The 12,389-nt window shown below is 68.7% G+C and carries 12 protein-coding genes; all 12 read right to left on the reverse strand.

The features are described 5' to 3' along the window. Positions 1–2 precede the first annotated feature (2 nt). The 12 genes from hflK to ndk all read right to left on the reverse strand — a co-directional run bounded on the left by hflK (position 3) and on the right by ndk (position 12,388). A complete protein-coding gene (gene hflK, locus ABD767_RS08570) occupies positions 3–1,391 on the reverse strand; it encodes an FtsH protease activity modulator HflK (RefSeq protein WP_103043839.1) in 1,389 nt (462 codons plus the stop codon). Between the two features lie 56 nt (positions 1,392–1,447). Beyond that, entirely contained in the window at positions 1,448–2,620 is a 1,173-nt protein-coding gene (hflX, locus tag ABD767_RS08575; RefSeq protein ID WP_103043838.1) for a GTPase HflX, read from the reverse strand. A 48-nt stretch (positions 2,621–2,668) separates the two neighbouring features. Beyond that, complete coding sequence (hfq, locus tag ABD767_RS08580) at positions 2,669–2,914, reverse strand: RNA chaperone Hfq (protein ID WP_103043837.1); 246 nt, start codon at positions 2,912–2,914, stop codon at positions 2,669–2,671. Positions 2,915–3,011: 97 nt separating this feature from the next. After that, the gene (der, locus tag ABD767_RS08585; protein ID WP_103043836.1) at positions 3,012–4,358 is read right to left on the reverse strand and encodes a ribosome biogenesis GTPase Der; all 1,347 of its coding nucleotides are present in this window, start codon (positions 4,356–4,358) and stop codon (positions 3,012–3,014) included. Between the two features lie 11 nt (positions 4,359–4,369). Next, positions 4,370–5,509, reverse strand: coding sequence for an outer membrane protein assembly factor BamB (bamB, locus tag ABD767_RS08590; protein ID WP_344869278.1), 1,140 nt, complete (start codon positions 5,507–5,509; stop codon positions 4,370–4,372). A gap of 29 nt (positions 5,510–5,538) precedes the next feature. Then, the gene (locus tag ABD767_RS08595; protein ID WP_103043834.1) at positions 5,539–6,195 is read right to left on the reverse strand and encodes a tetratricopeptide repeat protein; all 657 of its coding nucleotides are present in this window, start codon (positions 6,193–6,195) and stop codon (positions 5,539–5,541) included. 14 nt (positions 6,196–6,209) lie between these two features. Then, entirely contained in the window at positions 6,210–7,505 is a 1,296-nt protein-coding gene (gene hisS / locus ABD767_RS08600) for a histidine--tRNA ligase (RefSeq protein WP_103043833.1), read from the reverse strand. A gap of 120 nt (positions 7,506–7,625) precedes the next feature. Continuing rightward, complete coding sequence (ispG, locus tag ABD767_RS08605) at positions 7,626–8,861, reverse strand: flavodoxin-dependent (E)-4-hydroxy-3-methylbut-2-enyl-diphosphate synthase (protein WP_425549907.1); 1,236 nt, start codon at positions 8,859–8,861, stop codon at positions 7,626–7,628. Positions 8,862–8,909: 48 nt separating this feature from the next. Continuing rightward, positions 8,910–9,944, reverse strand: a complete 1,035-nt coding sequence (locus ABD767_RS08610; protein ID WP_103043831.1) for a RodZ domain-containing protein — start codon at positions 9,942–9,944, stop codon at positions 8,910–8,912. Continuing rightward, positions 9,937–10,752: a type IV pilus biogenesis/stability protein PilW gene (gene pilW / locus ABD767_RS08615; RefSeq protein WP_103043830.1), complete on the reverse strand. Its 816-nt coding sequence runs from the start codon at positions 10,750–10,752 to the stop codon at positions 9,937–9,939. Before pilW ends, ABD767_RS08610 begins: the two co-directional genes overlap by 8 nt. 31 nt (positions 10,753–10,783) lie before the next feature. After that, positions 10,784–11,905: a dual-specificity RNA methyltransferase RlmN gene (gene rlmN / locus ABD767_RS08620; protein ID WP_103043829.1), complete on the reverse strand. Its 1,122-nt coding sequence runs from the start codon at positions 11,903–11,905 to the stop codon at positions 10,784–10,786. 57 nt (positions 11,906–11,962) lie between these two features. Beyond that, complete coding sequence (gene ndk, locus ABD767_RS08625; RefSeq protein ID WP_103043828.1) at positions 11,963–12,388, reverse strand: nucleoside-diphosphate kinase; 426 nt, start codon at positions 12,386–12,388, stop codon at positions 11,963–11,965. Between the last annotated feature and the right edge of the window lies 1 nt (position 12,389).

A 12,389-nucleotide genomic window follows, 5' to 3' on the forward strand; every position in this document is an offset into this window, starting at 1 on the left:
TCCTATCGGGTTTCGCGCTCGCGGCTGCGGCTGGCGTCGCGCAGATGCGCGGGGACGGTCACGGGCGCTGCGCTGCCCGTCGCTGGCGCGCTGCTGTTTGCGGCATGCTCGGGCGCGGCTGGCGCGGCCTGTGTCACACCCTGCATGATCTTGTCCAGCGGCAGGTACAGCAGGTTAGAGCCCTGGCGCGACTCGACCAGCACCTTGGTCACGTTGCTGTAGACCTGCTGCATGGACTCCAGGTACATGCGGTCACGCGTGACCTGGGGCGCCTTCTGGTATTCATTGAGCACCGAGGTGAAGCGCTGGGCATCGCCCTGGGCCTGGGCCGTGATGCGCGCCTTGTAGGCCTCGGCCTCCTGCTCCAGGCGCGAGGCGGTACCGACGGCGCGCGGAACCACGTCGTTGGCATAGGCCTGGGCCTCGTTCTTGGCGCGCTCGCGCTCCTGTCCTGCCTTGAGCACGTCGTCGAACGCCGCCTGCACCTGCTCGGGCGGGCGCACGCCGCCTTGCTGCAGGTTGATGCCGACCACCTCGACGCCAACCTTGTAGCGATCCAGGATGGTTTGCATCAGGTCGCGCACGCGCGGCGCGATCTGGTCGCGCTCCTCGGCCAGCGCCGAGTCCATCTTCATCTTGCCGACCACCTCGCGCACCGCTGTCTCAGCCGCCTGCACCACGGCGTTGCCGGGATTGCGGCTCTCGAACAGCCAGGCGCGCGCGTCGTTCAGGCGGTATTGCACCGCAAACTTGATCTCGACGATGTTCTCGTCCTCGGTCAGCATGGCCGACTCGCGCAGGCCGGTGGCCTTGATGATGGAGTCGCGCCCGATGTCGACCGAGCGGATCTGCGTGACGAAGACCAGCTCATGGCGCTGGATCGGGTACGGCAGGCGCCAGTTGAAGCCGGCGTTCACCGTGCTGTGGTATTTGCCAAATTGCGTGATGACCGCCTGCTGGCCTTCCTGGACGATGAAAAAACCCGAACTCAGCCAGATCAGCACCGCAATCAGGGCGACCAGCCCAACGCCGACGCCGGTGTTCTTCATGTCGGGCTGAAAACCCCCGCCACCCGGCCCCTGTGGCGGCCGCGAGCCGTTGCCACGCCCACCGCGCCCGCCCAGCAGGCCCCCGAGCTTGCGGTTGAGGTCACGCCACAGCTCGTCCAGATCGGGCGGATTGGCGCCCGAGCCCGACGCGCGGTCGCGCTCACGCCCGCCCTGCGGGCCGTCGCCCCAGGGGCGTTGCTCAGGGGGTGGTGTTTCCTCGGGACGCTGGCCTTGCGGATCCTGCTCGTCCGAACGTCCCCAGCGCGGGTCATTGAGATTGAACATCCCCCGCAGGCGTGCGGGCAGCACGGCCCAGCGGGAGTTGAGGTAGTGAGAATTCATGCGCAAAGTCTCTGCTTGATTCGAAGACATCCAATGGCGGGTGGCATTGTGCCCAATCACAGCTGGGCGCCGGGCAATTCGGGCTGTGCGGGCGGAGATTCATCTGCACGGGTGGCGGCTTGAGCCAGCAGGGCGCGCAACTCGCCCAGGCCCTGGCCGCTGCGTGCACTCACGAAGATGCGCTCGAGTTGGCGTCCGTCCACCTCGTAGCGGTCGTGCAACCGGGCCGGGAGCGCCTCGGGCGCCAGCGCGTCGAGCTTGTTGAAGACCAGCATCTGCGGGATATCTAGCGCGCCGATCTCGCCCAGCACCTGCTGCACCTGGGCGATCTGCTCGGGGAAACCGGGGTTGGACGCGTCGACCACGTGCAGCAACAGGTCGGCGTCGATCGCCTCCTGCAGCGTCGCCTGGAAGGCATCGACCAGGCCGTGCGGCAGCTCGCGAATGAAGCCCACCGTGTCGGACAGCGATACCACGCCCGCCTCGCCTCCCAGGTAAAGCTGGCGCGTGGTGGTGTCCAGCGTGGCAAACAGCTGGTCGGCCGCATAGGCCTGCGCCTTGACCAGCGCATTGAACAGCGTGGATTTTCCGGCGTTGGTATAGCCCACCAGCGAGACGTTGAACGTACCGCGGCGCTGGCGCTGGCGCCGCTGCGTGCCGCGCTGGCGCTGCACCTTGGCCAGGCGCTCGCGCGTACGCTTGATCGCCTCGCGAATCATGCGGCTGTCCAGCTCGATCTGGCGCTCGCCCGGGCCGCCGCGCGCGCCAATGCCGCCGCGCTGGCGCTCCAGGTGCGACCAGCGGCGCACCAGGCGCGTGCTCAGGTATTGCAGGCGGGCCAGCTCGACTTGCAGCTTGCCCTCGTGGCTGCGCGCGCGCTGCGCGAAGATCTCCAGGATCAACAGCGTGCGGTCGCCCACCGGCAGGCCAAGGTGGCGCTCCAGGTTGCGTTGCTGCGCGGGGCTGAGCGCCTGGTCGAACCAGACCTCCTGCGCGCCGTGCATGTCGGCCAGCAGCCTGATCTCGTCGGCCTTGCCGCTGCCGACGAACAGCGCGGCGTCGGGCACCTTGCGCTTGCAGGTCAGGCGGGCGACCGCAGACAGGCCCGCGGTCTGCGCCAGCAGGCCCAGTTCTTCGAGCTCGCCGTCGAAATGCGGCAAGCCGAAATCCACGCCTACAAGAACGACGGGCGTGGCATCGGCGGAAGCGGTGGTGTCGTCAGAACGCAAGACTGCGGGCCTTTGCCGGCATGGGCAGCTGCGCTGTAGCGGCGCGGATCAAGCGTTGTTTTCGGGCGCCTCGGCCGTCGAGAAATTGACGGCGCGGCCCGGAACGATGGTGGAAATGGCGTGCTTGTAGACCATTTGCGTGACCGTGTTGCGCAGCAACACGACATATTGGTCGAACGATTCGATCTGGCCTTGCAGCTTGATGCCGTTGACCAGGTAGATCGAGACCGGCACATGCTCGCGTCGCAGGGCGTTCAGAAAAGGATCCTGCAGCAGTTGACCTTTGTTGCTCACGATATTCTCCGTGTTCGGAAATGTTGTTGTAAAGCGGCACCTTAACACAGCAAAACCACCCCGTACCACACAGGGGATAGGCTTTCGCGGGAGGTGATCAGGACTTCTTCGCGTCGGTGTACGGGTTGTGCGAAGTGCGCAATTCGATGCGCAAAGGCGTGCCGACCAGGTCGAATTCCTTGCGGAAACGTCCTTCCAGAAAACGCTTGTACGCGTCGGTCACATGATCGAGCGCATTGCCGTGGATCACGATGACCGGCGGGTTCATGCCGCCCTGGTGGGCGTAGCGCATCTTGGGGCGGTGGCCGCCGGCGCGCTTGGGCGCCTGGAACTGCACCGACTCCAGCAACAACCGCGTGAGCACCGGCGTGGGCATTTTGCAGACCGCCGCCTTGTGCGCGCGCACGATGGACTTCCACAGCGGCGCCAGCCCCTGGCGGCGCTGCGCCGAGATGAAGTGCAGCGGCGCGAACTTCAAAAACGCCAGCCGCGTCTCGATCGAGCGCTGCAACTGCTGGCGGCCATAGTCGTCGACCGCGTCCCATTTGTTGATCGCGATGACGACCGAGCGGCCGCTCTCCAGGATGTAGCCGGCAATGTGCGCATCCTGGTCGGTCACGCCCTCGGTAGCGTCCAGCAGCAGCACGACGACGTGCGCCGACTCGATGGCCTGCAGCGTCTTGACGACCGAGAACTTCTCGATCGCCTCGAACACCTTGCCCTTGCGGCGCAGGCCGGCCGTGTCGATCAGCTCGAAACGCTGGCCCTGGCGCTCGAACGGCACCGTGATCGCGTCGCGCGTCGTGCCCGCCAGGTCGAACACCACCAGCCGCTCCTCGCCCAGCCATGCGTTGATCAGCGTCGACTTGCCGACGTTGGGCCGCCCGGCGACTGCCAGGCGGATGGCGCCGCTGCCCTGCACGTCCATCGGGTCGTCGTCGTCCTCGGGCAGGTTCAGAGGCTGCAGCGCCAGTTCCAGCAGGCTGCGCACGCCCTGGCCATGCGCGGCCGATACCGGATGCAGCGCACCCAGCCCCAGTTCGTAGAACTCGGCCAGCTGGGCGTGGTTCTCCATGCCCTCGGCCTTGTTGCCCGCCAGCACGCAGGGCTTGCCCAGGCGGCGCAGGTAGTTGGCGATGTCGTGATCCTGCGCCGAGACGCCGGCGCGCACGTCGACGACGAAGACGACCACGTCGGCCTCGGCCACCGCCTGCTGCGTCTGGCGCGCCATCTCCTTGAAGATGCCGCCGCTGGCATCGGGCTCGAAGCCGCCGGTGTCGATCACGATGAACTCGCGCCGGCCCAGGCGCGCGTGGCCATAGTGGCGGTCGCGCGTGAGGCCGGCGTAGTCGGCCACGATGGCGTCGCGCGACTTCGTCATGCGGTTGAACAGCGTGGACTTGCCCACATTGGGCCGCCCCACCAGCGCGATCACGGGTTGCATGCCAGTCCTTTTCAGTCCGGGCGGAAGCCGTAGACGGCGCCGCCGCGCGTGACGACGACCAGCGTGTTGCCCGAGACGACCGGCGTGGCAGCCACGCCCGAGCCGTCGGTGGACAGGCGGTTGAGCGGCGTGCCATCGTCGCGCGAAAGCAGGTGCACCAGGCCGTCGGCGTCGCCGATCACGATGGAGCGCCCCAGCAGCAGCGGCGCCGTGAGGCGGCGGTATTTGAGCCGGTCGCTGGACCAGCCGCGCGCACCGTCGGCGCGGCTCCAGGCCTGCACCAGGCCGTTGCTTTCTGTGCCGTACAGCGCGCTGTCGTCGCCGGCAATGCCGACGCTGCCGGCCGCGGGCTGCGCCCAGACGGTGGCGCCGCGCTGCGCATCCACACAGCCCACGGCCGCCTGGAAGGCGCGCGCGCAGACGCTGTCATGCACGCGGCTGGCAGGACCGACCAACTCGACCAGGCGCTCGATGTCGTTGGTGCCGCGCGGGCTGGCCAGCGGCGCCTCCCAGCGCACCGCACCGTTATCAGGGTTGAAGCCGACCAGGCGCCCGGACAGGCCGGCGACCAGCGTGTCGCCCACGGCCAGCAGCACACCGCTTTGGCGCAGGATCAAAGGCTCGCCCGTGCGCTTCTGGCTCCACAGCGGGTAGCCGGTTTTTGCATCGAATGCCGAGACCGTGCGGTCGGCCGTCAGCACGAAGACGCGTGCGCCCGCCACCAGCGGCGCGGTATAGCCCTGCGCGGCCAGCGGCTGGCTCCACAGCTTCTTGCCGTCCTGCAGCGCAATCAGCTGGTTGTTGCGCGAGACGACGGCGCTGACCTGTCCGTCGCTGCCCAGGCCGGTAGCCAGCGGCGTGTCCAGCTGCGCGCGCCAGACGTCGCCGCCGGTGCGCGCATCGATGGCCGCGACCTCACCCTTGGCCGAGGCCAGCAGCACCTGGTCGCCCTGCACGTGCACCGTCGGCTCCATGCCCGACAGCGGCCCGATGCGCGCGGTCCACGCCTGGCGCACGCCCAGCACCGGCACGTTCGGCCCCAGCTCGGCAGGCTTGGGCGCGGACGATCCGCCCCACAGCGAACAACCTCCCAGCGTCAGCAGCGCCGTGGCCGCCAGCGCAGCCCAGGCGGGCCGACTCCATCGCAGCATGCGTTTCATGCGCAGTCCTTTATCGTGATTCAGCCCGCGGCGACCGCGTCGGCGCGCGCGCCCAGGGCGTTGAGTTTGGCTTCGACCAGGCGGCGGTACTCGGCGTCCTGCGCCATGGCCCTCCAGGCCACGCGGTAGGCGTCGATCGCCTCGGCCTTCTTGTCCTGCAGTGCCAGCACGTCGCCCTTGCGGTCGGCCACCAGCGCGACGAATTCAGGAGGGAAGCTGCCCGACAGCTGGGCCAACGCCTGGTCGTAGGCCTTTTCCTGCACCAGCACGCTGGCCAGGCGCAGGCGCGCCACGGCGGCATAGCCCTTGTCGCTGCTGTTGTCCGCCACCCAGGTCAGCGTGGCCTTGGCGCCGTCCCACTTGCCGGCGTCGGCCTGCGACTTGGCCGCCATCAGGCCGGCCTGAGCCGCCTGGACGGTGCCGCCATAGTCCTTGCGCAGGTCGCCAAAGGCCTGCTGCACGCGGGCCGCATCGCCGCCCTGCACGGCCAGCTCGACGGCCTCGCTCAGCGCAGTGGCCTGCAGCGCCTGGCGGCTTTGCCACAGGCGCCAGCCGTTCCAGGCGGCAAAGCCGCCCAGCACGACGATCACCAGCCAGGTGATCAGCGTGCCCCAGGTTTTCCAGAAATGTTTGAACTGTTCAAGTTGCTCTTGTTCTTCGAGGTCGAAATGTGCCATGTTCCTGCTTTCGTTCAGCGCGCCGATTGTAGGGTGGCGGCCCAGCCCGCCACGTCATCCAGGCGCTGCGCGGTCTGCGCACCCTGGCCGTCGCGCAGCGCCTTGACCGTGACCTCGCCGCGGGCGAGCTCGTCGGCGCCAAAGACCAGCGCATGGTGCGCGCCGCTGGCGTCCGCCTTCTTGAATTGCGACTTCATGCCGGCCATGCCGTCGACCGTCGCCGCGTGCATCTGCACGCGCACACCCGCCTCGCGCAGCCGGGTGAGCGTGCGCAGCACCTGCGGCATGGCCGCGGCGTCGGGCACGATGGCGTAGGCATCCAGGCGCGGCGCGGGAATGTCGGTGCCCAGCTCCTTGACCAGTTCGAGCACCCGCTCCACGCCCAGCGCCCAGCCGACGGCCGGCGCCGGCTTGCCGCCGATCTGCTCGACCAGGTAGTCGTAGCGCCCGCCGGCGCAGATCGTGCCCTGCGCGCCCAGCAGGTCGGTGACGAATTCGAACACCGTCAGGTTGTAGTAGTCCAGCCCGCGCACCAGGCGGGGGTTGACCGTCCACGGAACGCCATTGGCATCCAGGATGGCCTTGACGCCGTCGAAGTGCGCCAGCGACGCCTCGCCCAGATAGTCGAGCAGCTTGGGCGCGGCGTTGACCATGTCCTGCATCGCCGGGTTCTTGGTGTCGAGCACGCGCAGCGGGTTGGTGTGCATGCGGCGCTTGGCCTCCTCGTCCATCACGCCCTGGTGCTGCTCCAGCCAGGCAATCAGCGCGGCGCGGTGCGCTGCGCGCTCCTCGGGCTGGCCCAGGCTGTTGATCTCAAGGCGCCACTGCGTCAGGCCCAGGCGCTTCCACAGAGCGACGGCCAGCAGGATCAGCTCGGCGTCCACGTCCGGGCCGGCAAAGCCCAGCGCCTCGGCGCCCACCTGGTGGAACTGGCGATAGCGCCCGCGCTGCGGCCGCTCGTGGCGAAACATCGGGCCGATGTACCACATGCGCTTGCCGCCGTCGTACAGCAGATTGTGCTCGATGGTGGCGCGCACCAGGCTGGCCGTGCCCTCGGGGCGCAGCGTCAGGCGTTCGCCATTCAACTTGTCCTCGAACGAGTACATCTCTTTCTCGACGATGTCGGTCACCTCGCCGATGCCGCGCACGAACAGCTGCGTGTGCTCGACGATGGGCGTGCGCACGTTGCGGTAGGCAAAGCCGTCCATCAGCTCGCGGATCTGCGCCTCCAGCCACTGCCAGCGCTCGGACTGGCCCGGCAGGATGTCGTTCATGCCTTTGACGGCAGCAATTTTTTCGTTCTTGGCCATGGTGGTTCTGTCAAATCAAAGCGGCTGCGCCGCCGGCGCCAGAGCGCCGGCAAGGGCCGCAGCCGTCACGAAAGGGATGCAGTCGCCCGGGCGCGCACGGCGCCCGCAAGCCATGCCCGCTCACCCCTGCTTGCCATAGCGGCGCTCGACATAGTCGAGCACGATGGCCTGGAATTCCTCGGCAATGCGCTCGCCGCGCAGCGTCATGGCCTTGGCGCCGTCGATGAACACCGGCGCCACCGGCGCCTCGCCCGTGCCCGGCAGGCTGATGCCGATGTCGGCATGCTTGCTCTCTCCCGGGCCGTTGACGATGCAGCCCATCACGGCCACCTTCATGCGCTCGACGCCGGGGTAGCTCTCGCGCCAGACAGGCATCTGCGCGCGCAGATAGTCATCGATCTGCTTGGCCAACTCCTGGAACACGGTGCTCGTCGTGCGCCCGCAACCCGGGCAGGCGGTGACGCTGGGCACGAAGGCGCGCAGGCCCAGCGACTGCAAAATCTCCGAGGCGGTGACCACCTCCTGCGTGCGCGCCTCGCCCGGCTGGGGCGTGAGCGACACGCGGATCGTCTCGCCAATGCCTTCCTGCAGCAGGATGGCCATCGCCGCGGTCGACGCGACGATGCCCTTGGTGCCCATGCCGGCCTCGGTCAGCCCCAGGTGCAGCGCGTAGTCGCAGCGCTGTGCAAGCCCGCGGTAGACGGCAATCAGATCCTGCACACCGCTGACCTTGCACGACAGAATGATCTGCCTGCCGTCCAGCCCCAGTTCCTCGGCGCGCTGCGCCGACTGCAGGGCCGAGACGATGAGCGCCTCGTACATCACCTGGCGCACGTCCCAGGGCTGGGCGCGCCGGCCGTTGGCGTCCATCAGCGCGGTGAGCAGCTCCTGATCCAGGCTGCCCCAGTTCACGCCGATGCGCACCGGCTTGTCCCAGCGCACGGCCGCCTCGATCATCTGGGCGAACTGCTTGTCGTGCTTGTCGCCCTTGCCGACGTTGCCGGGGTTGATGCGGTATTTGGACAGCGCCTGCGCGCATTCGGGAAACTCGGTCAGCAGGCGGTGGCCGTTGTAGTGGAAGTCGCCCACTAGCGGCACCAGCTCACCCATGGCGTCCAGACGCTCGCGGATCGCGGGCACGGCAGCCGCCGCCTCGGGCGTGTTCACCGTGATGCGCACCAGCTCCGAGCCCGCCTGCGCCAGCTGCGCCACCTGGCGCACCGTGCCGTCGATGTCGACGGTATCGGTATTGGTCATCGACTGCACGCGCACCGGCGCACCGCCGCCGACGGTGACGACGCGCTCCTTCCAGGCCACGCGCGCCTGGCGCGTCATGCGCTTGGCGGGGGCAACCATGGCCACCGGCTGCTCGCCGGCCAGCCAGGCTTCATTCAATGTGTTCATTCAATTCACCTCGAAACGGGCGACGTTGTCGCGCGCCAGCGCGGCCAGATCCAGCGGCTTGCCGCGCACCAGCACCTCGGTGGCGTCGGCGCGGCCGACGACGACCTTCCACGGCGCGTCGCCCGGCACCTGGGCGCTGTCGCCCGCGCCCATGATTCTCTCCAGCACGACGGCGCCCGAAGCGTCGCGCACCTGCACCCACGACGATGCCCGGGTACGCAGCACCAGCGCGCCGGCCGGTACGCCATCAATGGCACCATTTTGAGCCGTATCCATGACCGCATCCGGGGACGTGCTGGCAGCCTGCACTGCGTCTGGCACGGTCTGCAGCGTGGGCGTTTGCGCCGCCACGGGCACGGCATCCAGCGCAGGCAAGGTCGCCTGCGCCGCCGTCTCTGGCGGCTGCCCGCCGCTTTGCGCCGACGTCGACGCGGCAGCGGGCTCTTCAGGCCCGGACTCCTCGGGCAATGGATCTTCAGCGGGCGGCTCGGCGGGCGCCGCCGGCATGTCGGCGGGTTGCGCCGGCGTTACGGCCTGCGCCGCGTCCGTGCCGCCGCGCCCGGTCAACTGGCCAATGCGTTCGAGCACCGACGAGGGCAACAGCACCACGACCAGCGCCGCCAGCAACAGCAGCGCGACCGCGATACCGATGATGCGGTTCTTGGGCGAATGGCCCAGCGCCGCCTGCGAGGCGCGCTCGTGGCGATCCTTGAAACTGGCGTTGATGCCCTCGCCCGCGGTCAGCGGCGCCAGGTGGTTGTGCGGCAGCAGCGCGAGCACGGGCGCGGCATCGACCTGAAGCGCACGGCACATGCTGGACGCCAGCGCCCGCAGAAAGGCCGCGTCGGGAAACGCATCGTACTGGTCGGCTTCGAGCGCCTGCAGCTTGAACACCGGCACCTTGAGCACGCCTTCGAGCGCCGGCAGGTACACGCCCGCCGCCTCGCGGTACTGGCGCAGCAGCTGCCCGGCGGTGGGCTGCGCCGCCGGGGCATTGGTGTCCGCCGCCTGCTGCAGCGGAGAGAAATCACTCATCGAACGCCCCCCGCTCCAGCGCCAGCGTCTGGCGCGACTGGGGGAAGCGCCGCTGCAGCTGGTCGCCGAGCTGGCGCATCGCGACCAGGTCCTTGAGCGCGCGCTCGATCTTCACGCCCAGCCACAGCGACTCGGCGTTGGCCGCCTCGCTGTTGTTGATGCGCCGGACGTAGAACCGTGCGCGTTGGGCGTCGCCCCGGGCAAAGATGATGGATGCCAGGTGATAGCCGACCAGCGGGTTGCCGGCGTCGATCTCGTAGGCGTGCAGCACGGCCTGCTCGGCCTCGGCCAGCTGGCCGGCACGCTGGTGGCACATGCCTTGCGACAGGAATGTGCGGCTGCGCTGCAGATAGCCGGGCGCCGCCAGCGCGCGCTCGAACAAGGCATTGGCCTGCGCGTACTGCCCGCGCTGGCACAGCAGCCAGCCCAGGTTTTGCTGGATGTCGGGGTCATTGGGCTTCATGCCCTGGGCGCGCTTGAGGTCGGTCTCGGCATGCGCCAGATCCTGCTGCGCCATGTAGACCAGGCCGCGCACATGGTAGGCGTCGGCGTAGCCCGGGTCGGTGGCCAGTGCCTGGTTGGCCTCTTCCATCGCCACCGGCAGATTGCCCGACTCCAGGTAGGTGACCGCCAGCTCCAGGCGCAACCGCGCGCGCCGCTGGATGTCTGCCTCGCTGCTCGATGCGGCCTGCCCGCTCGCGGACGCGCCGGCGCCCCCGATCTGGCTGGCGCAGCCGCCCAGGCCCGCCAGTGCGCCGGCCAGCACCGCGGCCAGCAGCCAGCGGTGCGTTGCTGCGTCACGACTCATGCATTGCTCCCATGTCTGGCGCACCCTGCAGTCAGGATGCGCTGCGTGTTTTCACGATCCGCAGCCGCGCCATGCGTTCGTGCACGCGGGTGCGATCCTTGACGTCGCCGGCCAGTTGGCCACAGGCGGCGTCGATGTCGTCGCCGCGCGTCTTGCGCACCGTGGTCACGATGCCGGCGTCGCCGAGCATGCGGGCAAACGCCGCCACCTGCGGCTGCGGCGAGCGCTTCAGGCCCGATGCGGGAAAGGGGTTGAACGGAATCAGGTTGAACTTGCACGCCACCGGGTCACTGCCGCGCGGGCCGACCAGCTCGATGAGCGCGCGCGCGTGCTCGGGCTGGTCGTTGACGCCGTCGAGCATGCAGTATTCGAAGGTGATGAAGTCGCGCGGCGCGTACTGCAGGTAGCCCCGGCACGCGGCCAGCAGCTCGTGCAGCGGGTATTTGCGGTTCAGCGGCACCAGGTCGTCGCGCAGCGCATCGAACGGCGCGTGCAACGAGACGGCCAGCGCCACCGGGCAATCGAGCGCCAGGCGGTCGATCATCGGCACGACGCCCGAGGTCGACACCGTCACGCGCCGGCGCGACAGGCCATAGCCGTGGTCGGCCAGCATGGTGCGCAGCGCCGGCACCAGCGCCGAGTAGTTCTGCAGCGGCTCGCCCATGCCCATCATCACGACGTTGGTGATCACGCGGTCGCTGCGGCCCAGGCGTGCGCGCAGCGCGTGCTCGGCAAACCACAGCTGGGCGACGATCTCGCCGCTGGTCAGGTTGCGGCTGAAGCCCTGGTGGCCGGTGGAGCAAAAGCGGCAGCCCACCGCGCAGCCCGCCTGCGAGGAGATGCACAGCGTGCCGCGGTCGTCCTCGGGGATGAAGACGGTCTCGATGGCGTTGCCGCCACCCATGTCGAACAGCCACTTGACGGTGCCGTCGCGCGAAGCGTGCTCGCTCATCACCGGCGGCGCCGCCACGTGGGCGCAGCCCTTGAGCTTGTCGCGCAGACTCTTGGCCAGATCGCTCATCTGGTCGAAGTCGGCCACCCCGCGCTGGTGGATCCAGCGAAACAGCTGCGTGGCGCGAAAGCGCTTCTCACCCAGCCGCTCGCAAAAAGCGGCCATGCCATCGAGGTCGAAATCCAGCAAGTTCGTGGTCATGGCGCTCGTTTTTCCTATGTCGCACGGCGCTGCCTGCCCGGCGCGCCGCCCGCCCGCTCAGCGGGCGTAGATGTTCAGGCCAGGGAAGAAGAAGGCCACTTCGACGGCAGCGGTCTCGGCCGCGTCCGAGCCGTGCACCGCATTGGCGTCGATGCTGTCGGCAAAGTCGGCGCGAATCGTGCCGGCCTCGGCCTTGGAGGGGTCGGTCGCGCCCATCAGCTCGCGGTTCTTCAGGATGGCGTTCTCGCCTTCGAGCGCCTGCACCATCACCGGGCCGGAGATCATGAATTCGACCAGATCCTTGAAGAAGGGACGCTCCTTGTGCACGGCGTAGAACTGCTCGGCCTCGGCGCGCGAGAGGTGGATCATGCGGGCGGCGGCGATCTTCAGGCCGGCGGCCTCGAAGCGTGCGTAGATCTGGCCGATCACGTTCTTGGCGACGGCGTCGGGCTTGATGATGGAGAGGGTGCGTTCGATAGCCATG

The organism is Comamonas faecalis (assembly GCF_039538025.1).
In the GTDB taxonomy this organism is placed as follows: domain Bacteria; phylum Pseudomonadota; class Gammaproteobacteria; order Burkholderiales; family Burkholderiaceae_C; genus Comamonas_C; species Comamonas_C faecalis.

Bases quoted from the DNA above. Each gene is read 5' to 3' on its own strand.
- hflK (WP_103043839.1), bottom strand. From the start codon at position 1,391: ATGAATTCTCACTACCTCAACTCCCGCTGGGCCGTGCTGCCCGCACGC.
- der (WP_103043836.1), bottom strand. From the start codon at position 4,358: ATGCAACCCGTGATCGCGCTGGTGGGGCGGCCCAATGTGGGCAAGTCC.
- bamB (WP_344869278.1), bottom strand. From the start codon at position 5,509: ATGCTGCGATGGAGTCGGCCCGCCTGGGCTGCGCTGGCGGCCACGGCG.
- ABD767_RS08595 (WP_103043834.1), bottom strand. From the start codon at position 6,195: ATGGCACATTTCGACCTCGAAGAACAAGAGCAACTTGAACAGTTCAAA.
- hisS (WP_103043833.1), bottom strand. From the start codon at position 7,505: ATGGCCAAGAACGAAAAAATTGCTGCCGTCAAAGGCATGAACGACATC.
- ispG (WP_425549907.1), bottom strand. From the start codon at position 8,861: ATGGTTGCCCCCGCCAAGCGCATGACGCGCCAGGCGCGCGTGGCCTGG.
- ABD767_RS08610 (WP_103043831.1), bottom strand. From the start codon at position 9,944: ATGAGTGATTTCTCTCCGCTGCAGCAGGCGGCGGACACCAATGCCCCG.
- pilW (WP_103043830.1), bottom strand. From the start codon at position 10,752: ATGAGTCGTGACGCAGCAACGCACCGCTGGCTGCTGGCCGCGGTGCTG.
- rlmN (WP_103043829.1), bottom strand. From the start codon at position 11,905: ATGACCACGAACTTGCTGGATTTCGACCTCGATGGCATGGCCGCTTTT.
- ndk (WP_103043828.1), bottom strand. From the start codon at position 12,388: ATGGCTATCGAACGCACCCTCTCCATCATCAAGCCCGACGCCGTCGCC.